The organism is Sulfitobacter brevis, assembly GCF_900112755.1.
GTDB classification, from domain to species: domain Bacteria; phylum Pseudomonadota; class Alphaproteobacteria; order Rhodobacterales; family Rhodobacteraceae; genus Sulfitobacter; species Sulfitobacter brevis.
This window is the reverse complement of sequence record NZ_FOMW01000007.1, coordinates 210,851-234,654: the sequence shown is the minus strand read 5'-3', so window position 1 is coordinate 234,654 and position 23,804 is coordinate 210,851. Positions and strand designations below refer to the sequence as shown.

At 58.9% G+C, this 23,804-nt stretch carries 26 protein-coding genes; 15 read left to right on the top strand and 11 right to left on the bottom strand.

All coding sequences use genetic code 11. The features are described 5' to 3' along the window. Positions 1-90 precede the first annotated feature (90 nt). The 3 genes from BM174_RS11635 to BM174_RS11625 all read left to right on the top strand — a co-directional run bounded on the left by BM174_RS11635 (position 91) and on the right by BM174_RS11625 (position 1,337). On the top strand, positions 91-489 hold the full coding sequence (locus tag BM174_RS11635; protein ID WP_093924051.1) for a helix-turn-helix domain-containing protein: 399 nt from the start codon (positions 91-93) through the stop codon (positions 487-489). Continuing rightward, a complete protein-coding gene (locus tag BM174_RS11630) occupies positions 482-754 on the top strand; it encodes a succinate dehydrogenase assembly factor 2 (RefSeq protein WP_093924023.1) in 273 nt (90 codons plus the stop codon). The genes BM174_RS11635 and BM174_RS11630 overlap by 8 nt, the downstream gene beginning before the upstream one ends. 82 nt (positions 755-836) lie before the next feature. Further along, on the top strand, positions 837-1,337 hold the full coding sequence (locus BM174_RS11625) for a MarR family winged helix-turn-helix transcriptional regulator (protein WP_093924022.1): 501 nt from the start codon (positions 837-839) through the stop codon (positions 1,335-1,337). 10 nt (positions 1,338-1,347) lie between these two features. Here the strand turns inward: BM174_RS11625 and BM174_RS11620 are convergent, their stop codons facing one another. The 5 genes from BM174_RS11620 to BM174_RS11600 all read right to left on the bottom strand — a co-directional run bounded on the left by BM174_RS11620 (position 1,348) and on the right by BM174_RS11600 (position 5,749). Then, positions 1,348-2,082: a DUF1194 domain-containing protein gene (locus BM174_RS11620; RefSeq protein WP_093924021.1), complete on the bottom strand. Its 735-nt coding sequence runs from the start codon at positions 2,080-2,082 to the stop codon at positions 1,348-1,350. Continuing rightward, positions 2,079-2,768 carry a DUF1194 domain-containing protein gene (locus tag BM174_RS11615; protein ID WP_093924020.1) on the bottom strand — a complete coding sequence of 230 codons (690 nt, stop codon included), beginning with the start codon at positions 2,766-2,768 and terminating at the stop codon, positions 2,079-2,081. Before BM174_RS11615 ends, BM174_RS11620 begins: the two co-directional genes overlap by 4 nt. 23 nt (positions 2,769-2,791) lie before the next feature. Then, a complete protein-coding gene (locus BM174_RS11610; protein ID WP_093924019.1) occupies positions 2,792-3,226 on the bottom strand; it encodes a VOC family protein in 435 nt (144 codons plus the stop codon). A 92-nt stretch (positions 3,227-3,318) separates the two neighbouring features. Further along, positions 3,319-4,713 (bottom strand): surface lipoprotein assembly modifier, encoded by a 1,395-nt coding sequence (locus BM174_RS11605; RefSeq protein WP_143092449.1) that lies wholly within the window; start codon positions 4,711-4,713, stop codon positions 3,319-3,321. Beyond that, positions 4,697-5,749 carry a hypothetical protein gene (locus BM174_RS11600; RefSeq protein ID WP_093924017.1) on the bottom strand — a complete coding sequence of 351 codons (1,053 nt, stop codon included), beginning with the start codon at positions 5,747-5,749 and terminating at the stop codon, positions 4,697-4,699. Before BM174_RS11600 ends, BM174_RS11605 begins: the two co-directional genes overlap by 17 nt. A gap of 204 nt (positions 5,750-5,953) precedes the next feature. Here BM174_RS11600 and thyX point away from each other — a divergent pair, with 204 nt between their 5' ends. The 5 genes from thyX (at position 5,954) to BM174_RS21080 (ending at position 13,282) form a co-directional block, all read left to right on the top strand. Next, entirely contained in the window at positions 5,954-6,874 is a 921-nt protein-coding gene (gene thyX, locus BM174_RS11595; RefSeq protein WP_093924016.1) for an FAD-dependent thymidylate synthase, read from the top strand. Between the two features lie 81 nt (positions 6,875-6,955). Then, positions 6,956-8,134 (top strand): metallophosphoesterase family protein, encoded by a 1,179-nt coding sequence (locus tag BM174_RS11590; protein WP_093924015.1) that lies wholly within the window; start codon positions 6,956-6,958, stop codon positions 8,132-8,134. Beyond that, entirely contained in the window at positions 8,131-11,538 is a 3,408-nt protein-coding gene (locus BM174_RS11585; RefSeq protein WP_093924014.1) for an AAA family ATPase, read from the top strand. Before BM174_RS11590 ends, BM174_RS11585 begins: the two co-directional genes overlap by 4 nt. 130 nt (positions 11,539-11,668) lie before the next feature. Further along, positions 11,669-12,853 (top strand): cytochrome P450, encoded by a 1,185-nt coding sequence (locus tag BM174_RS11580; RefSeq protein ID WP_093924013.1) that lies wholly within the window; start codon positions 11,669-11,671, stop codon positions 12,851-12,853. A gap of 111 nt (positions 12,854-12,964) precedes the next feature. Further along, positions 12,965-13,282: a hypothetical protein gene (locus BM174_RS21080; RefSeq protein WP_177209468.1), complete on the top strand. Its 318-nt coding sequence runs from the start codon at positions 12,965-12,967 to the stop codon at positions 13,280-13,282. Positions 13,283-13,340: 58 nt separating this feature from the next. Here the strand turns inward: BM174_RS21080 and BM174_RS11570 are convergent, their stop codons facing one another. Next, complete coding sequence (locus tag BM174_RS11570; RefSeq protein WP_093924012.1) at positions 13,341-13,547, bottom strand: cold-shock protein; 207 nt, start codon at positions 13,545-13,547, stop codon at positions 13,341-13,343. Positions 13,548-13,748: 201 nt separating this feature from the next. On the opposite strand from BM174_RS11570, the gene BM174_RS11565 reads away from it, so the two are divergent. Next, the gene (locus BM174_RS11565) at positions 13,749-14,072 is read left to right on the top strand and encodes an arsenate reductase family protein (RefSeq protein WP_093924050.1); all 324 of its coding nucleotides are present in this window, start codon (positions 13,749-13,751) and stop codon (positions 14,070-14,072) included. 15 nt (positions 14,073-14,087) lie between these two features. Here the strand turns inward: BM174_RS11565 and BM174_RS11560 are convergent, their stop codons facing one another. The 5 genes from BM174_RS11560 to thrS all read right to left on the bottom strand — a co-directional run bounded on the left by BM174_RS11560 (position 14,088) and on the right by thrS (position 18,759). Beyond that, positions 14,088-14,624 (bottom strand): DoxX family membrane protein, encoded by a 537-nt coding sequence (locus BM174_RS11560; protein ID WP_093924011.1) that lies wholly within the window; start codon positions 14,622-14,624, stop codon positions 14,088-14,090. Continuing rightward, on the bottom strand, positions 14,621-15,379 hold the full coding sequence (locus BM174_RS11555) for an HvfC/BufC N-terminal domain-containing protein (RefSeq protein WP_093924010.1): 759 nt from the start codon (positions 15,377-15,379) through the stop codon (positions 14,621-14,623). The genes BM174_RS11560 and BM174_RS11555 overlap by 4 nt, the downstream gene beginning before the upstream one ends. Then, positions 15,376-16,224 carry an MNIO family bufferin maturase gene (bufB, locus tag BM174_RS11550; protein WP_093924009.1) on the bottom strand — a complete coding sequence of 283 codons (849 nt, stop codon included), beginning with the start codon at positions 16,222-16,224 and terminating at the stop codon, positions 15,376-15,378. The genes BM174_RS11555 and bufB overlap by 4 nt, the downstream gene beginning before the upstream one ends. A gap of 59 nt (positions 16,225-16,283) precedes the next feature. Continuing rightward, positions 16,284-16,586 (bottom strand): BufA1 family periplasmic bufferin-type metallophore, encoded by a 303-nt coding sequence (locus BM174_RS11545; RefSeq protein WP_093924008.1) that lies wholly within the window; start codon positions 16,584-16,586, stop codon positions 16,284-16,286. A 226-nt stretch (positions 16,587-16,812) separates the two neighbouring features. Further along, positions 16,813-18,759 carry a threonine--tRNA ligase gene (thrS, locus tag BM174_RS11540; protein WP_093924007.1) on the bottom strand — a complete coding sequence of 649 codons (1,947 nt, stop codon included), beginning with the start codon at positions 18,757-18,759 and terminating at the stop codon, positions 16,813-16,815. A 162-nt stretch (positions 18,760-18,921) separates the two neighbouring features. On the opposite strand from thrS, the gene BM174_RS11535 reads away from it, so the two are divergent. The 6 genes from BM174_RS11535 (at position 18,922) to BM174_RS11510 (ending at position 23,759) form a co-directional block, all read left to right on the top strand. Continuing rightward, the gene (locus BM174_RS11535; RefSeq protein WP_093924006.1) at positions 18,922-20,202 is read left to right on the top strand and encodes an MFS transporter; all 1,281 of its coding nucleotides are present in this window, start codon (positions 18,922-18,924) and stop codon (positions 20,200-20,202) included. Between the two features lie 55 nt (positions 20,203-20,257). Then, positions 20,258-20,491, top strand: coding sequence for a hypothetical protein (locus BM174_RS11530; protein WP_093924005.1), 234 nt, complete (start codon positions 20,258-20,260; stop codon positions 20,489-20,491). Positions 20,492-20,597: 106 nt separating this feature from the next. Next, positions 20,598-21,350 carry an alpha/beta hydrolase gene (locus tag BM174_RS11525; RefSeq protein WP_093924004.1) on the top strand — a complete coding sequence of 251 codons (753 nt, stop codon included), beginning with the start codon at positions 20,598-20,600 and terminating at the stop codon, positions 21,348-21,350. Next, positions 21,347-22,327, top strand: a complete 981-nt coding sequence (locus BM174_RS11520) for an alpha/beta hydrolase (protein WP_093924003.1) — start codon at positions 21,347-21,349, stop codon at positions 22,325-22,327. The genes BM174_RS11525 and BM174_RS11520 overlap by 4 nt, the downstream gene beginning before the upstream one ends. Positions 22,328-22,344: 17 nt before the next feature. Next, positions 22,345-22,986, top strand: a complete 642-nt coding sequence (locus BM174_RS11515) for a hypothetical protein (RefSeq protein WP_093924002.1) — start codon at positions 22,345-22,347, stop codon at positions 22,984-22,986. Between the two features lie 62 nt (positions 22,987-23,048). Beyond that, positions 23,049-23,759 (top strand): alpha/beta fold hydrolase, encoded by a 711-nt coding sequence (locus BM174_RS11510; protein ID WP_093924001.1) that lies wholly within the window; start codon positions 23,049-23,051, stop codon positions 23,757-23,759. The last annotated feature ends 45 nt before the right edge of the window (positions 23,760-23,804 follow it).

Here is a 23,804-nt window from a genome sequence, read left to right as displayed (position 1 = left end):
GCCTCGGATTGGTTAGGTGTGCGGGCACACTCATAGGGCGCACCCCCGGCGCGATCAAGAAAGATCGCGCGCAAGCAGGAGATGACGATGATGGATGACGACGCAAATTGGTATGGCCCCGACGCCGCGACTTTTGGTGACCGTGTGGCCGCCGCGCGTGAGCAGGCGGATATGACGCAAGCAGTGCTGGCAAAACGGCTGGGCGTGCGGTTGGCGACTTTGCGCGGCTGGGAAGATGATTTGAGCGAGCCGCGTGCCAACCGTCTGTCGATGCTGGCGGGGTTGCTGAATGTCTCGATGATGTGGTTGATCAACGGCGAGGGCGAGGGGATTTCCGCGCCCGACACGGCTGTGAACTCCAACAGCGATATTGCCGGAATTCTCGCAGAGATGCGCGAAATCCGCACGGAAATGCTGCAAAAAGCGGCCCGGATCGGGCGGCTTGAAAAGCGTCTGCGCGGCGTGGTGCAGGAATCTAACAATGTCTGACGAACTGCCTGCCCACCGCATCAAGCGCCTGCACATGCGCTCGATGCGGCGCGGCATAAAAGAGATGGATTTGATCCTGAGTGCCTATGCCGGACAAGCACTGGTCGGTATGTCTGACGCCGATCTGTCGCTCTATGACCGGATGCTGGATGAAAACGACCATGATCTCTATCTTTGGGTCAGCGGACAGGCCGACGCACCGGCCGAATTCCAACCGCTGATCGCCGATATCCGCAGCCGCCTGGCGTCCGCAAAAACCGGTTAGCAAATTATCTCGACCAGCTTTAACGAAATCTTCCGATTTTTTGTCCAGTTTCCAATGAGATCAGATCAATTGGAGCAGTGGTATGAGCGTTCAGGATAAAATCGGGGCTGTCCCCCTCAAGCAGGGGTTCATGATCGATTATCTTGAAGCCCTGTCGCTGGTAGAACGATTACACCGGCTTTTGCTGGACGTGATAAAAGACGAGTTCGAGCGGGTCGGTGTGATCGAGATCAACGCGGTTCAAGGGCTGTTGCTGTTCAATATCGGCGACAACGAAGTGACTGCTGGCGAGCTGAAAAGTCGTGGGTACTATCAAGGCAGCAACGTCAGTTATAATCTGAAAAAGCTGGTTGATATGGGTTTTATGCACCACCAGCGCTGCGAGATTGACCGGCGCAGTGTGCGGGTCAGGCTCACCGAAAACGGCCGCTATATCCGTTCGGTCGTGGAAGAGCTTTTCGCGCGCCATGCTGACGGTTTGGAGCAGAAAGGCGTGCTGGGGCAAAATGGCGTTGGTGAGATTACCGGCGCGTTGAAGCGGATGGAAAGATACTGGAGCGATCAGATCCGCTATATCTATTGAGCCCGATCACTCAGTCGTCCCGATGGGGAGGTTGGAGCTTGGTTAATACCATACCGTCCACCTCCCTCAGAAGTTTTTCGGTCATTGCGCGGGCGTAATCGTTAAAACCCGCCGCAGTTTGCACAAACGCATCGGGTCCCAATATCACCTCGGCGCGGAAATAGGCTTCGAGTGCGGCGACCTCCGTCTGACGGACGTCAGCGATATTTGCGGTCTGCGTACCGATCACCAGCCCATTGATGGTGAGTGTTTTAGCCGAGAGGGTCTGGCGCACATCGCGGGGGCGCGGGCCGAAGTTGGAGGTGCCGTCACCAGAGATATCCAGCGTGTGTTTCCAGCACGCAGACTGTTGCTCCAGAAATCCGGCTCCAAGTGCCATGGCCGAGCCCAGTGCAGTGCCAGGGGTCGACGCACGGCGTGTCGTCTGGCGCAGGGTTTCCACGAGGGCATCGATTGTGGGGTCGTCATTGATGGCGGTCCACGGCACGATGATGGCCTGATCCGCAGCGCCTGACCACTCGTATACCATGATCATCACCGGCGCTTGCAGGTCCGAAAGCATCTTTTCGCGAACCGATGGCATCGCCAGTGCCTGTGCCAACCCGCCAAGCTGAAGACGGTATTCACGCGCGTCGACAGAGCCAGATACGTCTAGCCCGAGCGCCAAGGCCTGCCGACATTCGGCTGCGGCCGCGGCAGTGCCCGTGCCAAACAAAGCGACCATCAGTGCGAGGCGGCGAATCATCCGGCCGCGCCGGAAGTGCCGGAAACCTCGCCGATCGCAGCGGGGCTTAACTCGCGCACAAGCTTGCGACCCATGGCGCGCTCGAAATCTTCAAAACCTTCGGCGATCATCATAAAAGCTCCCGGACCGTGGATCACTTCGGATTGATAATAGGCGATCAAACCAACCTCGCCCTCGAAATCTGCGGCGTTTACCACCAGGCCATTCACGGTAACGCCGTCAAAGCCAAACTCTCTGTAAGCAATGCGCGGGGAAAAACCTTCGTTGTTCTGGCCATCTCCGGCGATGTCGATGGTCTGGCTCAGGCAGGCGGGGGCTTGCGCCAGCAATCCGGCGCCAAATCCCAGGGCATAGCCCATTGCAGTGGGAAACTCATTATGTCTGCGCGTGCTTTTTGCTACGACCTCTGCCGCCTGCAGCAGTTTTGCGCGGCTATCGATCATCGTCCAGTCTAGGACCACTTCTTGGTTGTAGCGCCCTGACCATTCGTAAACCGCCAGTGCCACAGGCTGGTCAGCAGCAAAAAACGCAGCCTCGACCTCCGCAGAAATCAACGCGGCGGCGGTGCCGCCACGCTGAAGCTGGTCTTCTGCGGGGTCAACCGAACTGGAAACATCCAGCGCCAGCAGCAAAGCCAAACGGCACTCCTGCGCAGCAACAGCGGAGCCTGCGAAGCCCACCGCCATTGTACATGCAAGGAGTGTCCGGTTTACCAACTGCCTGTGTTTTCCATGCTCGCCCAAGGTTCCGCCGGCGCCAGCCGATCCCCTTCTTGCAGCAGTTCAACCGAGACATTGTCGGGGCTGCGCACGAACGCCATATATCCGTCGCGCGGCGGGCGGTTGATGGTAATGCCATTGTCTTGCAAGTGCTGGCATGTCTCGTAGATATTTTCCACGGTATAGGCCAGATGCCCGAAATGGCGGCTGTCGCTGGGCAGGGCGTCATCGCCGTCCCAGTTATAGGTCAGCTCAACATCGGCGTGGCCGTCGTCCTGCCCCGGAGGGCACAGGAAGACCAAGGTAAAGCGCCCGCCCTCGTTCTCCATCCGGCGGCGTTCTTTCAACCCCAGTAGTTCGAAAAACGCGATGGATTTATCCAGGTCTTTTACGCGCACCATTGTATGGAGATATTTAATTGGCATTGGCCGATCCTTTCCGCTTAATCAGACTTAAATCTAGCATGTCGGCGACGTGTTGCCAGCACTTCTTGGATGATTAGGCGGACGTAGTGGGATCAGAACGCCGAGTGAAAACCGGCCCGTAAACCGACGCGGTTCAAATCATACAGCCCCACATTGCTTTGAGTATGCGAAGCGCTCAACGTGACAGTAGGATTAAACCCGTAGTAATCCACCTTGTTGAAAGTGGCGGTGACATCGGCAAAGTACCGGTTTTCTTGACGCCCATTTGCGGAATGACGCGATGTATCGAACTCGCGACGCGCCACGCCGACCCCAAATTGTAGCTGTGTGCCCATCACGGGTGCGCCGGGTACATAGCCCGCGCGAATTTCAACTTCTTGGTACTCTGAATCACTGCTGGTAGGGGACCATGTGGTTTCGTACGCAGCTCCGAAATAGGCTGTGGCGCCTGAGGCAAGACGTTGTGTCACATTTGCTTTAAGCCCGATTTTATCAAGATCAGGTGTCGCCTGACCAAAGTGACGCTCCAGATTCAGCGCTGCGTTAAAGCTGCGATCTGCGGTTGGGCGAAAACTTTGGCCGAAGTCGACCCTAGCGTATGAGGCATATTGCGCTCCTCCGTACCAACTTTGTCCGCCCTCGGCTTCAAATGTAAACTCCCCCTTACGGTCCCGGTTATGCTTGCGGTACCCGTATCCGACTGCGATGTTGCCGAACGCAAAATCACTTCCGGCGACGCTCGCTGCCTGTGATTTCGCCGGGCCCGACAGCAAGAAGGTCCGGTAGGACAACGACATTGTCGCGTCATGCGCAGTTGTTGCTGTTTCCTTAAAGCGGTAGCGAGTGCGGGCTGATCCGCCAATCTCGAACCCCGACAACGCGCGTGCGTTTCCGGAAAGCACATATTCAACGGGCGTACCGAAAACGATGTTAGAAGCAAGGTAGTTAAGCTCGGATCTGTCGCGTGCACTGCCATTGTTGATGTTGGAGTTTGGCGCGAGGGTAAATGACAGACTGCTGTGCCACGGATTGCGTTGCTGAACGTATTTGTAATCTCGGGCGGCGCGCGCCTGAAGCAGGTCGTTTGGTGCATGGTGCGCGGCACGGCGTAGCCAGAACTGGGCGCGGGTCCGTTTACCTGCGGTCGATAAAATCTGGGCCGTGACCAGCGCGACGGCGTATCTCTGATCATCCGTCTGTGCCATTTGCCAAGCAACTGAGGCCGCATGTCGCGCTTGGGGCAATTGCCCCAAATCACGTAATGCGCGTGCATGGATCAAATGTGCAGTAAGATCTTTTGGATCGCGCCTTAACAAAGCTTCGGCATATGTTTTGGCGCGGGTCGGATCCCCGTTCCGCAGAGCCTCGGCAGCCACGCCACGCATGGTGTCGGGGGTTAGGGTTGTTTGGGCGCCCGCCGGTAAAGCGAGCGCCATGGCGAGTGCGGCAACCCCTGCAAGCCGCTGAACCTTAATTTTGTGCTTCACGGTAGATCGTGAAGCCGGTTGTATCGCGCAGTTTATCGGCAACCGGATCCCTTGTTGTTTCGGTCACAATAATGCCAACGATCTCGTCTGCTTGCTCGCCCGAGATGATGGCATAATATTGCCCCGTCTCATACGCGACGACATCGCCGTCATTATTGTTAAAGCGCGATGTCACCGCGCCGACGATCTCGCCGTTCTTGTCCAGTGCATTTGGTTTCACAGTGAAAACAGCTGTCGGAATTGCTGTGAGGGATGAGTTGTTTTCAGCGTTGATCCGGCCTAGCACGTCGTTGGTGATTTCCTCACCTTCAAGGTTGAAGACCCGGCGATCAAACAAGAAGCCGTCCACAGCGCCTTCATAGCGGCCGGTCGCCGCATCGAAGTCATCGAAGTCGATTGCAATCTGGACGTTCGACGTGGAATATTCCAAACCGCCGTTGCCTTCCCTGTCTCTGAGGCCTGCGCCGCTACCGTTATAGATGGCTTGCCCGCTGGTAGGCAGCGTGACGGTCCCGTTGCGTTCATAAACAAAACCGCCAAATCCGTAGTCGGAATATGCGCCGGTCCGTACGATGGCAAATTCGGTCTCACCACTACGGCTCACACCATAGATGGCCCGATGCCTAAATTGGTTGATCGGGGTGTTATTGGCGCTGTCGGGGTACTGTCTCAATGCTTCGTAAACTGCGTAGGTGCCAAAACTGCTGACGGCGTCCCCGCGCTGGTATGGTGTGTCCGCGCCGCCATCAAAAGGCAGGTTGTCCACGGCAAAGGTGTCATTAACTGAATCGTAGCGAATGTTCTGGGCAAAGCCATTGCCGGTTGGGCTCTCGGGTTCCTTGCGGAAAATCGTAGATGAAGGCTGCGGCGAAGCGGTTCCCGGGGGAACGGTGCGGTCGCTTTCGATCGTGCCACCGTTCGCATCCGGATCGGTCGTGCCGGTATCCGTGGACTCTTCTTTTTCGCCAAACGGGGCGGTGCCTCCACAACCTGCGAGAACGGTACAGAGCAATAGCCCCACCAAATTAAGTTTCATGCTTGCCTGCCTATGCGCTTTATATTTTAACTGACAGTTTCGAAAATGAGGTCGCATTGTCAACTCTTTGCCGATGCTTCAGGAAATAAGTTTCTCGACGTTGTTCAAAAACAATACCGCATATCGCGGTTTCAGCAGGGCAGAGGCGCAGATATAGTCGGCGGCGAATCCATGCTGAAGAACGCTTATCCAAGGACCGCCGCCATGCCCCTTTCTGCTGATCAACAATCCGAAATCGATGCACTGCGCAGCCAGCCGTCCCAGACCTTGCGTGCGGTTTCCGAAGGGATGGAAGGCCATCTTTACAAAGCGATCGACGTGCTGGACCACGGCTTCGTGCGGGTTATCGATTATATGGGCGATGATGCGGCGATCTGTCAGGCGGCACGGGTCTCTTACGGCAAGGGTACCAAATCGGTGCAGAACGACGAGGGGCTGATCCGCTATCTGATGCGGCACTGGCACTCCACGCCATTCGAGATGTGCGAAATCAAGCTGCACGTCAAACTGCCGGTGTTTGTCGCGCGCCAGTGGATCCGTCACCGGACCGCCAACGTCAACGAATACTCGGCACGCTATTCGATCCTCGACCGGGAGTTCTACATTCCCGCGCCCGAACATGTGAACGCGCAATCGGTCGTGAACAATCAGGGCAGGGGCGGCGTGCTGGAAGGCGCCGAGGCCGCCCGCGTGCTGGAAATCCTCAAGTCGGATTCTAACCGCGCCTATGACAACTACGAGGCGATGATCGGCGAAACCGGCCCCGACGGCGAGGCCCAAGACGGGTTGGCCCGCGAGTTGGCGCGGATGAACCTGCCCTCGAACATCTATACGCAGTGGTACTGGAAGGTCGATCTGCACAACCTGTTTCACTTCCTGCGCTTGCGCGCCGATGCCCATGCGCAATACGAAATCCGCGTCTATGCCGATGCGATCTGCAAGGTCGTGGCCGATTGGGTGCCAGCCGCCTATGCCGCATTCGAAGACTACCGCCTTGGCGGTGCCACGCTTTCGGGCAAAGCGCTGGATTGCGTGCGCCGGATGCTGAAAGGCGAAGAGGTCACGCAGGAAAACAGCGGCATGAGCAAAGGCGAATGGCGCGAGTTTCAGGGCGTGCTGGCGTAAATCGCAACCATGAAGACAGGTCAGGCGGCCGGAAGAATACGGCCGCCCTCAACCGCGCGGCGATAGGAAACGGAGGGCGAGATGCGTTTACTGATCACGGCAGACATTCACCTCGGCTCACCTATCCGGTCAGTCGCCTTGCGCAATCCTGATCTCGGCGACAAGCTGAAACAGGCCAGCCGCGATACCTTTGCGGCCATCGTTGACCTCGCAATTTCCGAGCGGGTCGATGCTTTGGTTCTGGCGGGCGACATCTTTGATATCGATCACCCCGATCTGCGGTCCCGCGCCTTTTTGATCGCGCAATTGACGCGGGCGGCAGAGGCGGGCGTGCCGACCGTGCTGATCCGCGGCAACCATGATGCGCTGCTGGACCATGCGGCCCACGGGGCGCTGGGCCCCGATATCCACCTGCTACACAAGGGCACGCCGACCGTCGAGATCGCCGGCGCCGCGTTTCATGGGCTTTCCTTCGACAAGGCCCATGCGCCGAAAAGCTTTCTGCCCGATTATCCGCAACCCGTGGCGGGAAAACGCAACATCGGCTTGATGCATACCTCGCTCGACGGGTCGGAAGGGCATGATGTCTATGCCCCTTGCGCCGAGCGTGACCTGATGGCGCATGGCTTTGATCTGTGGTGTCTGGGTCATATCCATATGCCGTTCGAGCGGGTCGACGGGCCAGTGGTCGCGGTAATGCCCGGCATTCCGCAACCCCGGCATTTTGGGGAAAGCAGGGGCGGTACCGTTGTTCTGGCGACGCTGGGCGAAGGTGCGGCGGAGATTGAGCGCCGCGCGATCGGGCGGTTGCGGTTTATCGAGACGAAACTGGATCTGGTCGCGAGTGAAGACCAGCAACAGGTTCTACAGCACCTGCGCAGCGCATTTCTGGCCGCCCGTGTGCCGGAGCAGGATACCGCCGTACGCCTGCGCGTGATTTCGGACCGCCTTGATACCGAAATGCTGTCCGCCCTTGCGACAGAGGTCCTCGAAGAGATTGACGGTGTGTTTCTCGACAAAATTAAACTTTCCCCTCCACCGCAAGACACTACTGAAGAAACCGATGATCTGCTGCGGCTGATGCGGGCCGAGCTTGGCGAGGAAGGCTTTCGGCAGTCCGCCTTGGAGTTGATGTCCGATCTGCGAACGTCCATGCCCGCCGACATTGCCGATACCCTTGATGACGATGCTCTGGATGAACTGCTCGAAGAGGCCATCGCCGAGGTCCAGATGGTGATGCATAGCGCGGGTGCCCAATGAGGCTGAACAGGCTCGATCTTTTGCGCTATGGCCGCTTTAAGGACGCTGAAATCGCATTTCCCCGCCCGACTGGAGGCGCTGCAGATGTGACAGTCGTCTTTGGTCCGAACGAGGCGGGCAAGTCCACGGCGTTCCACGGATTTCTCGAGCTGCTTTACGGGATGAAAGCGGGCGCGCATCCCTATGCCTTCCGGTTCGAGCGTAGCGATCTGTTGGTCGGCGGCGAGCTGGATCTGCCCGGGCGGGGTGCTGTGGTGCTGCGCCGAAATGGCAAGCGCAGCCAGTCACTGGTCGATGCACAAGACCGCCCCTTGGACGAGGCGATGCTGGCTGGGGCGTTACACGGCGTGACGCGCGACGCCTATGAGGAGCGGTTTTCGCTTAATGATAAAGGGCTGCGTGAGGGCGGCGAGCGAATTGCTGGCGCGCAAGGTGATTTGGGGCAATTGCTCCATGCGGGCATTTCGGGCCTGACAGGCATGTCCAAAACACTTGATCTGCTGTCAGCGCGGGCAGACAAATTTCATAAGAAACATGGCCGCACGACAGTGCTAAAGATCGGTGCCGATCGGTTGAAAGAGATCAACCATGCTCTGCGAGCGGACCGTTTAACCACCGAGCGGGAGGCTGCTCTGCGCAAAGCGCGGGAATCGGCACAGGCAGAGTTCAAAGCCGCAAACGCTGCATGGAGCGAGTCGCATCGGCGGCTGATAGCGCAGAAGGCGGCGCAAATCTGGTATGAGCGCACCGACGAAATCGATGGTCTATGCAACGCCTTGCAGGACCTTCCCGAGGGACCGGTTTTACCCCAAGGGACAGCAGAACGGGTCTCGGCGCTGATTGAAAAAATTGCCGCGCTTCAGACGCGTATTGCTGAGAAGGCGCAGGAAATCGAAGATCAAGAAGCGGTCATCGCAGAGCAACCGGCGGACCCGTCAATGCCTGCTTTGGCGGCGGAGCTAGAAAGGCTTGATGATCTTTTGATTGATGGTGCGCCGCTGATGGGCAGAGCCACCACAGCGCAGGCCGATCTTCTGCGTCGGAGCGAAGATCATGAAAGGCTTACACGGGAAATTAACGAAGTACTGGCAGACCTGTCGGTGCCGGATGTACGGGCCTCATTGCTCGTGCTTGACGCGCATAGTCTTGAAAGCCTTGCGCGTGCCGCTCAAGATTGCCTGACAGCAGAGCTTGCAGCCAAGGCCGCACGTGAGGCTGTCGAACGGGGGGAGCAGCAGCGCGGCGCCCCCCCTAAGGCACCGCAAGACCTTACAGCGTTGCGTGCGGCGTTTGACCAATGGCAGGCGGTGTCAAATCTGTCGCCAGTCCAATCGGCGTGTGAACAAGCTGCCGCACGTTTGACCAAGGTTACTGCCGTGTTGTCAGACACTTGGCGCAGCTTGACAGAGCCGGGCTTGCCAGCGCGTGAAACGCTGGAGGAGGCTGCGCGGAATTGGTCGGCCGCTCAAGCGGACTGCGCTGCGGCTGATAAAGAGCTTGATCTCCGCGCCTCAGAGCTTGCCGAATTCACAGCGAGCTTTGCGGCGCAGGAGGCCGCGCCGGACGCTGTGGATGTGGCGGAGACAGAACGCACGCGCCGCGCTCGCGACATGGCGTGGCAACGCCACATTGGTGACATGACTGGGGTTACCGCCAAAGACTTTGAGACCGCCCTGGATGCTGATGATGGCGCCCGCGCCCACTATCTGACAGGTACCGAAGCCCGGCAGCGGTTGGCAACTGCCCAAACCCAAATGAATATCGGCAAGGCCCGATATGAGACAGCGCGCCAGCGTCAAAGCGACCAGTCGGCGCAGCGTGAACAGGAGAAGAAGGCCTGCGCGGGGCATGCCCATACGCTCGGATTGCTAGAGGGGTCGCTGCCCTCGGCTTTCGCGCCGCGCCTTCAGTCGCTGCTTGATGCCGCTAATGCAGACGCAGACGTGACAAACGCGCAAGAGGATTTGAACCGACAGATTGAAAAAGAGCAGACAGCGCGCGAGAAGTTGGCGGCTATCGCAGCCTCTGTCGGCCTTGATCCAGCTCTGGGTGATCTGTCTGCGCAGGTGCAGCGAATGCTGACGTTGGAGGATACCGAGCGGAAGGCGTGGGGCAAGTGGCAAGACGATGAAAAGGCGCGCGCCGCATTATCGGAAGAAGCGCAAGAGTGCCGGACCCAGAGCGAAGCTGCATTGCAGCAACTTGCAAGCCTGACCGCTGGCCTGCCGTTGGCCGATCGGACCCTCGATGGGGTCCAAGAGGCCCTGCCGCACCTGCGCCACCTGCGCGAGCTTTGGTCCGATGAGCAGAAACTCTCGGCGCGGATTGAAGCGCTGGATCAAGCAGTTGCGGCGCTTGTGGAGGGGGCGGAGCGCTTGGCGCGGCTCACCGGAGCCTCGGAGGAAGAGGCGAGGGCCACGCCGGTCGATACAGTTGCAAACGCGCGGCTACAGCTCTCGGCCGCATTGCGGGCTGACGAATTGCGCGCTCAGGCTATCGCTCGCAAAGCAGAGGCAACGAGGCTGCGAACCCGCGCCAAAGCGGATTTGGACGCCGCAGAAAAAGAGCTTTCGGCGCGTTTTGACGGGCAGGATGCTTCAGATCTCGGGCCTGCCGATAGGGTTCTTCAATTGCTTGCTCGGGATCGCTTGCGAGCTGCCAAAGACGCCGCCGACCGCGAGAGGATAAAGGCCCGTGAAGGCGTTGACGAGGGGCTGTTCGAGGCTGAACTTGCCCTGCTACCAGACGCTGCCCGCGCCACCGAATTGGAGCAGAACGTCACCGATGCCCAGAACATTCGCGATACCGCCCTCGGTGCGCTGCGCGATGCACAGCGGCTCTATGACGATGCATTCAACGCCGCTGACCGGAGCGATTTGGCGACAGAACAGGCAACGATCCGCGAGGAATTACGCGATGGCGCGCGTCAAGCGATGGTGGCGCGGCTGGGTGTTTTAGCTGCCCGTGGTGCCCTGCGCAGTTTGGCGACGGAGCGGCGCAGCAGCATGTTGCAAGATGTCGAAGCGGCTTTTGTCAGCATGACCACGCCCGCTTGGTCCGGCGTCGATGTCTGGAGCCGAACCGAGGGCGAAAAACTGGTCGGCGTGCAGCCAGGTGGCACCACTGTTCCTGTTGAGCAGATGTCGACGGGGACCATGGGGCAGCTGTATTTTGCGCTCCGGCTTGCAGGATACCGCAGTTTCGCCCGCGATTTAGGGCCGCTGCCAATGATCCTAGATGACATTATGGAGACCTTCGACGACACCCGCGCCCGCGCCGCACTCAAGCTTTGCGCAGGTATCGGCGAGACGGGGCAGGCCATTCTCTTTACCCATCACGCACATCTGGTCGATCTGGCACGCGACTGCATAGACGGCGTGAATATCGTTAATATTCCAGCCTGACATGTGCCTGATGTCCCACCGAAAAGAGGGGATAAGTATACAAAGCTGGCGAGTTATGAAACATTCACCCCGATGTAGATGGCGCCCAGAACGTAGGGACAATCTTTTGTAATCTGATGGAAAAAGCCACATGTTCGATCTGTCAAATCCTCCAGACGGTTTTGTAGAAAATCCTTTCCCGCACTATGATGACCTGCTGGCGGTGTCGCCAGTTTTAAGACAGCCGGACGGGTCGGTATTGATCTGCAAACATGCTGACCTCAACGCGATTTACCGTGATACGACGCTTTACATTTCCGACAAGAAGAAGGCATTCGCGCCGAAGTTCGGTGAAGGCTCGCCGCTTTTTGAGCATCACACGACCTCGTTGGTGTTTAACGACCCGCCCTTGCACACGCGGGTTAGGCGGATCATGACCTCGGCCCTGACGCCAAAAGCGCTGGCGCGGATGGAGCCGGGATTGATTAACACGGTTGATCATCTGCTGGATCAGATTCCCGAAAATCCTGACCTGATCGAGGATTTTGCCAGTCTGATCCCGATCCAGATTATCGGCAATCTGCTGGACGTACCGATGGAGGAACGCGGGCCGCTGCGCGATTGGTCACTGGCCATATTGGGCGCGCTGGAGCCAACTCTCGGTGCTGAAGAATTGGCGCTCGGGCATAAAGCTGTGTCGGAGTTTAAAGCCTATTTGCAAGATCTTATAGCCCGCCGGAGGGTGAAACGCGGCGATCCGGAAACGGATGTTCTGACCCGGCTAATCGACGGAGACGACGGCGGCAAACTCTCCGAAATCGAGTTGATACAGAACTGTATATTCATCCTTAACGCGGGGCATGAAACCACTACGAACCTGATCGGCAGCAGCCTCGCTCTGATGCACGACCATGACGAGCAGAAACAAAAACTACTGGCCGATCCGGCGCTGTTGCCCAAGGCAGTGGAGGAGGTTCTGCGGTTTCGCTCTCCAAACCAGTTTGGCAATCGCGAGACCACGGCGCCGGTTACAATCGGCGGGGTAGAGATCGCCGCAGGCACCAACTTGCATTTGTGCATCGGCGCGGCCAACCGCGATCCGGACGTTTTTGAGACGGCTGAAAAATTTGATATCGCCCGCCATCCAAACCGCCATCTGGCTTTTGCGGGCGGACCGCATGTTTGCGTCGGTCTGACCTTGGCGCGCATGGAAGGCCGAATAGCCCTACAAAGATTTCTAGCCCGTTTTCCCAAGTATTCGCTTGGCTCGCAAAGGCAGGGCGGCGGACGCATCAGGTTTCATGGCTATGCCCGATTGCCCGCCCATCTGGGTTAAGTCGGCGTCTCAACCCCTTGCCACATCGTAAGAAAAAGCTGGACTTGACGGGCTGGTCTGGTCAAAGCTGATATCTATAAAATGCGGTGAAATTAAATGCACGAGGGATTTATGCGACTTTTGACAGGAGCGATGGCCGGCGCAGGCCTGATGATGGCAACGCTGATGCCCGCCGCCGTTGCGGCCGAGGCCAAGATTTACCCCTATTCAGCAGGCGCAAATTTCTGCCCTGCAGGCTTTCAGCCGATTACGATCAGCGGCGTAATCTGCTGTGGGAAACCCAATCAAAACATGAGCTATCAGCAAGCGCTGGCCCATCCGGTAGCCAAGCCGCGCAAAGTGGTGAAGCGCGTGAAGCACATAAAACATGCCAGAGTCGTTGAGCGTGCCAGTTGCCCAGTCGGCACCAAAGGCTGCACCTACGACTGATATCGGATAGTTAGCCCGAAAGTGTCCGGCGCAGGGAGCGCGCCGGATTTATATGATCTCATAAAGCTTTCAGTTCGCTCGCCAGTTGGCGGCCATCGCGCCCTTCGGACAACTCAAACGCCACTTTCTGGTCATCGGCTAGCCCTGTCAGGCCCGATTGTTCGACAGCAGAAATATGGACGAAAATGTCGTTGCCGTCGTTATCAGGTGCAATAAATCCATAGCCTTTTGTGGTATTAAACCACTTCACGGTGCCTGTTGGCATAATGTCCGTGCCTCCTCTTACGTTTAAAACACCCGTGCCGCGCGTCGGGGCAAAGCGCTGCGTGAATGCCGAACACGCCCTGCACTTGAAAAGATTGTGCTGTTCGTTGAAAAATCAAGAAAATCGGCGCGCGCAATTAATCTATGACATAGATAGCGTGCAATTATTGCGGATGAGGCGGGATTTATGAACAAAAACAGTATTTTGATCTATGGTCTGAAGAACTGCGATTCCTGTCGCAAGGCGATGAAGGCGCTGCCTGATGCTCGCTTGGTCGATGTCCGCGCCGAAGGGGTGCCGGAGGGAGTGCTGGCAAGTGCATTGGCTACGTTTGGAGACGCGCTGGTCAACACCCGCTCCACGACTTGGCGTGAGCTGGGTGTCGAGCAACGCGGCGCAGCGCCGCTGGCGCTATTGCAGCAACATCCCGCTTTGATGAAGAGACCGTTGATCGCTGTCGACGCACAACTGTTTCTCGGTTGGTCCCCTGCGGTGCAGGCCGAACTCGCGGCGATAGGTGCCTGAGAAATGCTCTTAAAATCAGGCGTTAATAGATTTTAACGCACGATCAAAGGAAAACGGCCCTGCACCTTTAATTACCAGCACGATAAGCAGCAATATCCAAAGGGCCCGTTGATCAAGCACGGGGGCATCGGCAAACCGATCAAACCATGCGCCCGCAGCAGCGGCATGGCCATAAATGTCCGTGAGCGATTGCACCACAATAAACCCGATCATCGCGAATGCCGCGATGCGGGTCATCAGTCCGACGAGGATCAGCGCAGGCAAAACAAACTCCGCCCAAGTTCCGGCCACCACAACCGCATGGTGATAAAAACCAAAGGCGTCGGTATCATAGCCGACTGCCTCGAACGCGCGAGGGAATATCTGGGCGTAGGCGCCTGCGGATGGAGTCCAGAGGCCAGAAATACCGTCGCCAAGTTTGGTCAGTCCGGAATTCCAGAAATAGATCAATAGAACGCTTGCGAAGGCAAGCCGCGCTAGGGTCGGCAAAAGCCAGTCAGTCGCTTCGATCAGGCGGACAGATGTCCTGTAACCGGTTAAAATAGCGTTCATTTTGGTTCCTTTGAAGACGGCGAAATAAGGGCCTGTGCGGTCAGGGCTAAGGTCAGGCAGGCCGCGAGGTCAAACTCGGGAACGCACCCGAATATCAGGTCATTTGCTGCGCCGAAGGGAGTGCCCGCATCCAGTGCGGCCAGCCAGTCAGCCCCTCCCGCTGGCAAGGCTAGGGGGGCGGGATCAAAATCGATCCGAGTGATCAAAACGTCTTGCTGCACAGGCTGTGGTTTGGGGGCGTCAGGAACCATGTTGTACTGCCAGATATCAAACAGGGGCCAAGGCGAGCGAAGTATCCTGGTCGCGGGAGCTAGCTTAAAGTGGCTTTGCCACAAATCCTCGGGCTCCATCTCCGACAAGGCAGCGGCGGTCAACGGATCGGCATCGGCAGCATGGTAGGACGCGCGCATCGCCAGATCTAATCGGGCAGCGTCACCGAGGTAACCGATGTGCTTAAAGGTCGGTGCATTTTCCACAAATCGCGGAAGCTCAGCGCCATAGGCCATCATCAGTGGTGTGCGAGGGGGGTGCGCACGAACGAATTCGGTGGCGAGCTGGTCAAACAGTTGCCTACCGATAAGCTTGCGCACGAGCGGGAAGGCAGTGACCATCGCCTCCTTCAGCGAGACAGTGACATTGTTGCGGTAGACGGCATAGCGGCGCCCAGCGGATTGCCCTTTGCCATCGCAAAGCCCGTCAGGCACTGGCGTGGCCGGGTTCAGAAGCGCTTCTCTGAACGCGCGCTGGCTGGTCATGCGGGTAACAAAGCAGCAACGCGCGCAGCTTCGGCGCGCAAGACTGCCCAATCCGGCACGTCATTGTCCCATTCTACCAGAACGGGCTTCGGACCCGTGAGCGCGAGTGTTTCGCCGAGCAGCTGCCAAACTTGGTTGTCCACGGGTGTGCCATGACTGTCGATGAGGAGCGGGGCGCCTTGATCATCATGATCGGCGTCGTGGCCACCGACGTGTATCTCACCCACATGCTCTGTCGGGAAGGCGCGCAGATAAGCCAGCGGCTCATAGCCAAGATTTGTGGAGGAAACGAAGACATTGTTCACATCCAGCAAGAAACCACAGGAGGTGCGGTGGGCAAGTTCCGTCAAAAAGTCGGTTTCGGATAAGTCTGATTCTTCAAATGCGAGGTAGCTTGACGGGTTTTCCAGCAAGATGCGGCGGTTCAGTGTGGATTGTAACTGGTCGATTTGGGCCGCAACCCTTGCCAAAGTGGCTTCGGTATACGGCAGGGGTAAAAGGTCATTCAAAAACTCTGATCCATGGGTCGACCATGCCAGGTGTTCTGAAAAGCTTGCAGGCTTTGCCCAATCGCAGAGCTTTTTCAGCCGTGCGAGGTGGTCGGTGTCCAAGGGGCCTTCGCCGCCGATTGACAGCCCGACACCATGGATAGACAGCGGAAATTGTTCGGAGAGCGCTGAGAGCTGCGCGAGCGGCCTGCCGCCATCGCCCATGTAATTCTCGGCGTGGACCTCGATCCATTCAACCGGATGAGGGTCGGCGCGTAACGCGTTAAAATGCTGAGGTTTGTATCCGATGCCGGGGGCATGGGGCAGACGATCAAATGCGCGGTGTGATCCGTCCATCTCATGCCCTCCGGTCTATTTTAGCTAACGCTTTGGCGGTGAGCCGCAGCGTTTAGCAGTTATGCTGGCAGGTCGCGGTCGAGTGCTTCAAGTGCACCTTGGCGGTCGGTCCCGTCCGCCATCTTGGGCAGATCGATTTCGGCGCAGGTACCAGCGTCAACCAGCGTCCAAGCGTTGCCCTGGTAATCGGTGACGGACGTGCCTGCGCAAGTTGTCCCGGGACCGGCAGCGCAATCGTTGGCGCCAGCCAAAGAAACGCCAAAGCATTTCTCTTTGGATGCGGCATGCGCCACGTTGGTCTGGGCGCTGAGCGCGGCGGCGACCGCGCTGGCAATGGCAACGGCTTTCATTGTGTTAGACATTATCTTCTCCCCTTTGAAAGATCATTTAATCGAGCGGTTAATAAGATCATGCACTGGTGTTGAGTGTAGCACCATACACGAGCAGGTGTGTCACGATCCTGTCAGGAAACGCGGCTCTTTTCGCAACATAACATCGGATTTCTGCGGAAATCAGTGTTGTTTTGTTACATTTCAGCGGCCATCGCACTGCCGTGGGCGCTGTGCGATGGCGATTGTTACAGAGTTATCAGCGCAGATCAGGCGGCGTTGCCTCGGCGCCTAAGGCAGCGGTCACGTCCACAAGAGCTTGTACCGAAGTTTGTTTCTCGCCCAAGCGTCGCACTGATACGGTCTTTTCCTCAACTTCGCGCGCACCGACCGCCAGAATGACTGGCACCTTGCCGACCGAATGTTCGCGGACCTTGTAATTGATTTTCTCGTTGCGCACGTCTGCCTCGGCCCGCACGCCAGCGGCCTTCAAGGTCTCGACAACCTCATAGACATACTCATCCGCCTCGGATGTAATTGAGGCCACCACAACCTGCCGCGGCGCGAGCCAGAACGGCAACTTGCCTGCGTGTTCTTCGATCAGAATGCCAATGAAACGCTCAAAGCTGCCCAAGGTCGCGCGGTGCAGCATTACGGGGCGGTGCTTGCCACCGTCCGCGCCGATATAGGTCGCATCGAGCCGCTCGGGCAGGACGAAATCAACTTGATGGGTGCCACACTGCCAGTCGCGGCCGATGGCATCGGTCAGCACGAATTCCAGCTTGGGGCCATAGAACGCACCTTCACCGGGGTTCAATTCGGACTCGATCCCGGCGGCGCGGGTGGCCGAGAGCAAGGCAGCTTCGGCCTTGTCCCAAACCTCATCCGAGCCGGAACGCTTTTCAGGGCGGTCGGAAAACTTCACTTTGAAGTTTTCAAAGCCAAGGTCGCGGTAAACCTCGCTCAAGAACTCGATGAACTTGGCGGTTTCGACTTCGATCTGGTCTTCGGCGCAGAAGATATGGCCATCGTCTTGGGTAAATCCGCGCACGCGCATGATGCCGTGCAGCGCGCCGGAGGGCTCATAGCGGTTGCATGAGCCGAATTCGGCCATCCGCAGCGGCAGATCGCGATATGACTTCAGCCCTTGATTGAAAATCTGCACATGGCAGGGGCAATTCATCGGCTTGAGCGCGTTAACGGCCTTTTCACGGGCATGCTCTTCGTCGACTTCAACGATGAACATGTGGTCTTGGTATTTTTCCCAGTGCCCGGAGGCGACCCAGAGCTTGCGGTCGACGACCTGCGGGGTGTTCACCTCGACATAGCCGCCTTTGCGCTGTTGGCGGCGCATGTAATCCTGCAACTGGGTGTAAATCAGCCAGCCGTTTGGATGCCAGAACACCTGACCGGGGGCCTCTTCCTGCATGTGGTAGAGGTCCATCTCGCGACCCAGCTTGCGGTGGTCGCGTTTGGCAGCTTCTTCGAGCATGTTGAGATGCGCGCGCAGCTTTTCCTTGCCGGTGAAGGCCACACCATAGATGCGTTGCAACATCGCGCGGCTACTGTCGCCGCGCCAATAGGCACCGGCGATCGACATCAGCTTGAAGGCATCGCCGGGCACTTGGCCGGTGTGTTGCAGGTGCGGACCACGGCAGAGGTCTTGCCAGTCGCCATGCCAGTACATGCGCAGCGGCTCGTCGCCGGGAATGCTGTCGATCAACTCGACCTTATAAGGCTCGCCCAAATCTTCGTAATGCTTGATCGCGCGGGCACGGTCCCAAACCTCGGTGCGGACGGGATCGCGCTTGTTGATGATCTCTTTCATCTTCTTTTCGATCAATCCGAGGTCTTCGGGAGTGAAAGGCTCCTTGCGGTCGAAATCATAGTACCAGCCGTCTTTGATCACGGGACCGATGGTGACGCGCGTATCGGGCCAGATGTCCTGCACGGCGCGGGCCATGATATGTGCCAGATCATGGCGCACCAGCTCGTTAGCCTGTGCTTCGTCAGCCATGGTATGAATTGCGATATCGGCGTCGTTCTCAATCGGCCAAGCCAGATCGTGGTGCGTGCCGTTGACGGTCGCGCTGATCGCCTTTTTGGCGAGCGAGGTAGAGATGTCGGCGGCGACCTCACCAGCGGTGATACCGGCCTCGTAGGACCGTGCGTTGCCATCGGGAAGGGTGAGGGAGATCTGGGCCATATCGGCTCCTCGTCGGTTTGGCGCCCACTGAACGCCCGGTTGCGGGTTATGGCGCGATATGTGGCCGCGCTTGGCACAGTTGTCAATCGGCTGCGGGCCTCGGGCAGTTGCGCAATGCCGGTGCCGTTCTAGCTATAGCTAGCTTTGAAGGATTAACCACAGATGAATGACGCCCGCGCCGCAGCACTTTTTGATAAGATTTCGGGCCGGACGGATACGCCAGATGATCTGAGCGCCGGTGCCGCGACGGCCGAGGCCCGAAATGGTATGCGCCATATTGTGTCGCTGAGCATGACTAAGGTCGCCGATGGGCTGATCGACCCCAAGCTGGTGCTGGCGTGGCTGTTGACAGCGCTTGGCGCGCCTGCGGTGTTTGCGGGAGCTTTGGTGCCGATCCGCGAGGCGGGCGCACTGCTGCCGCAGATGCCGCTGGCGGGCGCGGTGCAGGCAATGCGGCATCGCAAATGGGCGTGGGTTTGGGGCAGCGCCGGGCAGGGCGTGGCGGCGGCACTGATCGCGGTCTCCGCGCTGACGCTGGAGGGGGTTGCCGCGGGCGTTGCCATCTGCGCTGCGCTGGCGTTGTTGGCCCTGTGCCGGGCTGCCTGTTCGGTGTCCTACAAGGATATCTTGGGCAAGACCGTCGGTAAGGCGCGACGCGGCTCCGTTACCGGCTTGGCGGGTTCGGTCGGGTCGGTCGGCGTGCTGATCTTTGCGGTAATCCTGATGTCAGGCATGATGCAAAGCCGTGGCGTGGTTGTGATCGCGTTGCTTCTGGCCGCCTGCCTTTGGGGTGGCGCGGCGCTGCTCTTCTCCACATTGGAAGAGGAGCCGAGCCGCGCGGAGAGCCGCAGCCCTGCCAGCTTTGCGATCCTGAAAGGCAACGGACCTTTGCAGAGGTTTATTGTGACCCGCGGGCTTTTGGTCTCCACCGCGCTGGCGCCGCCCTATCTGGTAGTGCTGGCCGGACAGGGGGGCGAGGGCACCTTGGGGCGGCTTGGTGCCTTGGTGCTGGCCTCGTCGCTCTCATCGCTGGTCAGCTCTTATGTCTGGGGGCGGCTGTCGGACCGCTCCAGCCGACGTGTTCTGATCCTGACGGGGCTGGTTGGCGCGGCGGCGCTGGCGGGGGCATTGGCGCTGTGGGCGTTGGGGTTGGCGACGACGCTTTGGGCAATGCCGCTGGTGCTCTTTGTGTTGGTGGTGGCCTATCACGGGGTGCGGCAGGGGCGCTCTACATATCTGGTTGATATGGCCCCACCGGACCAACGCGCCGCCTATGCGGCAGTGGCCAATACCGTCATCGGGGTGCTGCTGCTGGTGGCCGGCGCGATTGGCGGCGGGGCTGCGTTAATCTCGCCACAAGCGACTTTGGTGGTCTTTATGCTCATGGCACTGGCGGCCAGTGGCGTCGCGTATTATTTGCCCGAAGTAGAGCATGCCGGTTGATATGATCCAAAAGACCGCGCATCTATCATGACACATCCTTTTCAGGAGAAGACCCATGCCAAAGCATAACAAGAGTTTTGATCTGACGATCAGCGATATCGACCTGATCGAGGCTGCTCTGCACGTGACCAAGCGCGAGTTGTCGCTGGAGCGGATGGAGGGCACATCGGCAATGTTGCCTGCCAAAGCCGCCTCCGACCCGCTGCGCCAGATTGATGATCTGCTGGGGCGGTTGCACAATCAAAAGATTTTTTACCGCCCCGTTAAGTCACCTTACGTCAGCGGCTAAGCTGCGCGCTTCTTGTCGCAGGGCGGGACGCAGGTTCCGTCATGTCATTCCGGCGTTGCCCTTACGGCGTGAAATTCCGATGATCGGATAAAACAGGGGGCCTCTGATGAGCCAAAGCAAGTTTCTGGAAACACCCAAGGGGCGGCGGCTCGCCTATCACCTGAGTGAGGGGGCTGGCCCCTGCATCGTGTTTCTGGGCGGGCTCAAGTCCGATATGATGGGCACCAAGGCGGTGTTTCTGGAGGAATGGGCGCGGGCTGAGGGGCGGGCGTTTTTGCGCTTTGATTACTCGGGGCACGGCGAGTCCTCGGGCAGCTTTACCGAGGGCTGCATTGGTGATTGGGCCGAAGACACCGCCGCCGCAGTCGCAGAGCTGACCCAAGGGCCGATCATGCCCGTTGGCTCTTCCATGGGCGGATGGCAGGCCTTGCTGTTGGCCCGCGCCCAACCCCAACGCATTGCGGGCCTTGTCACCATCGCCGCGGCCCCCGATTTCACCGAAGACGGCTACTGGGCCAGTTTCACCGAAGCGCAAAAGGCCACGCTGGCGCAGACCGGACAAGTTGAGCTGCCGTCGGACTATATGGAGCCCTACATCATTACCCAGCGGATGATCGAGGACGGCCGCAACAATCTGGTGCTGCGCACCCCGCTTGATCTGCCGTTTCCGGTGCGCTTTCTGCAAGGCACTGCCGATACTGCTGTGAGCGTGAGCACGGCTGTCCGGTTGCTCGAACATGCCAGCGGACCCGATATGCGCCTGAATTTGGTCAAAGACGCCGACCATCGTTTTTCCGACGGGGTCTGCCTTGATCTGATCCTGGCAGCGGTAAACGACGTCTTAAACGCAAGCCGATGAGGCACTCTCTCAAGCTCCTCGGTTTTATGATGCTGATCTTTGCCGTGCTGGTCGCGGCGTTGTGGGTTTTTGGTCCCTATGAAGATGCCGATCTGTCAACGCGATTTGATGAGACGGTCTTGGAGGGAGGCGTAGACACCTATCTCGCGACGCAAGAGGCGCGTTTTGATGACATCACCGCAGGCGTCGAGAAGCAGGTGGTTTGGGTCAAGGCGGACAAGTCGGCGGCGCCGTGGTCGGTGGTCTATCTGCACGGGTTTTCTGCCACGGCCCAAGAAATCCGTCCGGTACCGGATGCGGTCGCGCAAGCGCTGGGGGCCAATCTGGTGCTGACCCGGCTCAAGGGCCACGGGCGGGCCGGTGCGGTGATGGCCGAGGCGACCGTCGCGGCATGGATGCATGATGTCGCCGAGGCGCTGGCGGTGGCGCGCAAGGTTGGATCGAAGGTCTTGATCCTGTCCACATCGACAGGTGGTACGCTGGCGGCGGCGGCAGCGCTGGATGAGGCGTTGATGGAGGACGTCGCGGGTATCGTGATGGTCTCGCCCAATTTTGGCGTCAACAACCCGCTGGCGCCTTTGCTGACATGGCCTGCGGCGCGGTATTGGCTGCCTTTGCTGGCGGGAGAAACCCGCAGCTTCAGCCCCGCCAATGCTGCGCAGGGCAAATACTGGACGACGACATATCCCAGCGTTGCCGCGCTACCGATGGCGGCGCTGGTCAAGAAGGTCGTGGGTTTGAATTTTGCTAAAGCCACGGTGCCCGCGCTGTTCATCTTCTCGGATGCCGACGCCGTGGTGCGCCCTGACATCACGCGCGAGGTAGCTGCGGCTTGGGGCGGGCCTGCGCAGATCAACGCTGTGATCACCGGACCGCAGGACGATCCCAGCGCCCATGTTATTGCGGGCGATATCCTGTCGCCAAACCTGACAGCGCCAACCGTGGCGATGATCGTTGAATGGGCCGAAAGGCTGTGAGACGCAAACCGGGCAGCATGCGGGGGTTGGAGGAGCTGGGGCGGGTCCGGCTGTCGCCGCATTTCTATCTGCGTGATTTTCTCCACTCAGAGATTACCGCGTTCCACGGGGTGCAGAACATTCCCGATGACCCCGATTTGGTAATTGCCCACGGAAAAGCCCTGTGCCGCCAGCTACTCGACCCGCTGGAGGAGACCTTCGGGCGGCTGGCGGTGCGCTCGGGCTATCGCTCGGCGGTGCTCAACAGCTATGGCAATGCCCATAACCTTAACTGCGCGCGCAATGATTATCCGCTGGAATGTCATATCTGGGATCGCGGGCAGGGCGCGGAAGCGATTGCGGGGGCCAGTATCGTGGTGCCGTGGTTCGCGGACCACTATGCACAGGGACGTGACTGGCGCGATCTGGCGTGGTGGATCCACGATCATCTGCCCTATTCCGAAATGTGGTTTTTTCCGAAACTGGCAGCGCTTAATCTGGCATGGCGGCCCACACCATTGCGCACAATCTCCAGCTACATCGCGCCACGGGGCACCTTGTTGCGGGCGGGCGGTACACCGGAGGAAACCGCCGAGGTCCGCAAAGCGAGATACGCGGATTTCCCCCCGTTTCGCGGCTTGCGCAGCCCCGTGTTGCGGCACGAGAAGGGCATGATATAGAGCGGATGCGACGACATGCGGCAGGGGGCCGAAAACGATGAATATGACGGTGGCGACCCCCGATGGCTGAACCTTTGGTGCTCTTGCCCGGCTTGATGTGCGACGCGCGGCTGTTCGGCCCGCAGATTGCGGAGCTGTCTGCCGATATGGCGATCATGGTCGCGCCCGTCACACAAGGCGAACGGATCGAGGAAATCGCCTCAAGCCTGCTCGACCTGCTGCCGAAACGATTTGCGCTGGCAGGCTTTGGTTTGGGCGGCATCGTTGCGATGGAGATTTTGCGCCGAGCGCCGGATCGGGTCAGCCGACTTGCCCTGATCTCGACCACGCCGCTGGCCGAAACCCCCGCCAGTGCTGCCAACCGCGAACCGCAGATCGTGCGCGCGCGGTCGGGGCGGCTGATGGAAGTGATGCGCGATGAGGTCAACGTGGCTCATTTGGCGCCCGGCGGGCATCGAAGCGGCGTGATGGAATTGGTGCTCGACATGGCACAGGCTCTCGGGCCCGAAGTCTATATCCGCCAGTGCCGTGCGTTGCAGCGTCGCAAAGACCAGCAGGCGACCTTGCGCAAATGCAAAGTGCCGACACTGGTGCTCTGCGGGGCGCATGATCCGCTGTTTTCGGTCAAACGGCACAGCTTTATGGCTGAGCTCATTCCCAGCGCGCATCTGGAAGTGATGGAGGAGGCGGGCCATCTGCCAACGCTGGAGCAGCCCGAAGACGTCACAGCCGCATTGCGCAATTGGATGAAGCAGCCGTTTGTGCTGCACTAGGATAATTGCGCGCCGATATCGGCCGCAGAGATCGCCCGCCCTTCC

What these genes read in the sequence shown, in the direction of transcription:
- BM174_RS11635 (WP_093924051.1), top strand. Translation starts at nt 91, where the DNA reads ATGGATGACGACGCAAATTGGTATGGCCCCGACGCCGCGACTTTTGGT.
- BM174_RS11630 (WP_093924023.1), top strand. Translation starts at nt 482, where the DNA reads ATGTCTGACGAACTGCCTGCCCACCGCATCAAGCGCCTGCACATGCGC.
- BM174_RS11625 (WP_093924022.1), top strand. Translation starts at nt 837, where the DNA reads ATGAGCGTTCAGGATAAAATCGGGGCTGTCCCCCTCAAGCAGGGGTTC.
- BM174_RS11620 (WP_093924021.1), bottom strand. Translation starts at nt 2,082, where the DNA reads ATGATTCGCCGCCTCGCACTGATGGTCGCTTTGTTTGGCACGGGCACT.
- BM174_RS11615 (WP_093924020.1), bottom strand. Translation starts at nt 2,768, where the DNA reads ATGGCGGTGGGCTTCGCAGGCTCCGCTGTTGCTGCGCAGGAGTGCCGT.
- BM174_RS11610 (WP_093924019.1), bottom strand. Translation starts at nt 3,226, where the DNA reads ATGCCAATTAAATATCTCCATACAATGGTGCGCGTAAAAGACCTGGAT.
- BM174_RS11600 (WP_093924017.1), bottom strand. Translation starts at nt 5,749, where the DNA reads ATGAAACTTAATTTGGTGGGGCTATTGCTCTGTACCGTTCTCGCAGGT.
- thyX (WP_093924016.1), top strand. Translation starts at nt 5,954, where the DNA reads ATGCCCCTTTCTGCTGATCAACAATCCGAAATCGATGCACTGCGCAGC.
- BM174_RS11590 (WP_093924015.1), top strand. Translation starts at nt 6,956, where the DNA reads ATGCGTTTACTGATCACGGCAGACATTCACCTCGGCTCACCTATCCGG.
- BM174_RS11585 (WP_093924014.1), top strand. Translation starts at nt 8,131, where the DNA reads ATGAGGCTGAACAGGCTCGATCTTTTGCGCTATGGCCGCTTTAAGGAC.
- BM174_RS11580 (WP_093924013.1), top strand. Translation starts at nt 11,669, where the DNA reads ATGTTCGATCTGTCAAATCCTCCAGACGGTTTTGTAGAAAATCCTTTC.
- BM174_RS21080 (WP_177209468.1), top strand. Translation starts at nt 12,965, where the DNA reads ATGCGACTTTTGACAGGAGCGATGGCCGGCGCAGGCCTGATGATGGCA.
- BM174_RS11570 (WP_093924012.1), bottom strand. Translation starts at nt 13,547, where the DNA reads ATGCCAACAGGCACCGTGAAGTGGTTTAATACCACAAAAGGCTATGGA.
- BM174_RS11560 (WP_093924011.1), bottom strand. Translation starts at nt 14,624, where the DNA reads ATGAACGCTATTTTAACCGGTTACAGGACATCTGTCCGCCTGATCGAA.
- BM174_RS11555 (WP_093924010.1), bottom strand. Translation starts at nt 15,379, where the DNA reads ATGACCAGCCAGCGCGCGTTCAGAGAAGCGCTTCTGAACCCGGCCACG.
- bufB (WP_093924009.1), bottom strand. Translation starts at nt 16,224, where the DNA reads ATGGACGGATCACACCGCGCATTTGATCGTCTGCCCCATGCCCCCGGC.
- BM174_RS11545 (WP_093924008.1), bottom strand. Translation starts at nt 16,586, where the DNA reads ATGTCTAACACAATGAAAGCCGTTGCCATTGCCAGCGCGGTCGCCGCC.
- thrS (WP_093924007.1), bottom strand. Translation starts at nt 18,759, where the DNA reads ATGGCCCAGATCTCCCTCACCCTTCCCGATGGCAACGCACGGTCCTAC.
- BM174_RS11535 (WP_093924006.1), top strand. Translation starts at nt 18,922, where the DNA reads ATGAATGACGCCCGCGCCGCAGCACTTTTTGATAAGATTTCGGGCCGG.
- BM174_RS11530 (WP_093924005.1), top strand. Translation starts at nt 20,258, where the DNA reads ATGCCAAAGCATAACAAGAGTTTTGATCTGACGATCAGCGATATCGAC.
- BM174_RS11525 (WP_093924004.1), top strand. Translation starts at nt 20,598, where the DNA reads ATGAGCCAAAGCAAGTTTCTGGAAACACCCAAGGGGCGGCGGCTCGCC.
- BM174_RS11520 (WP_093924003.1), top strand. Translation starts at nt 21,347, where the DNA reads ATGAGGCACTCTCTCAAGCTCCTCGGTTTTATGATGCTGATCTTTGCC.
- BM174_RS11515 (WP_093924002.1), top strand. Translation starts at nt 22,345, where the DNA reads ATGCGGGGGTTGGAGGAGCTGGGGCGGGTCCGGCTGTCGCCGCATTTC.
- BM174_RS11510 (WP_093924001.1), top strand. Translation starts at nt 23,049, where the DNA reads ATGGCTGAACCTTTGGTGCTCTTGCCCGGCTTGATGTGCGACGCGCGG.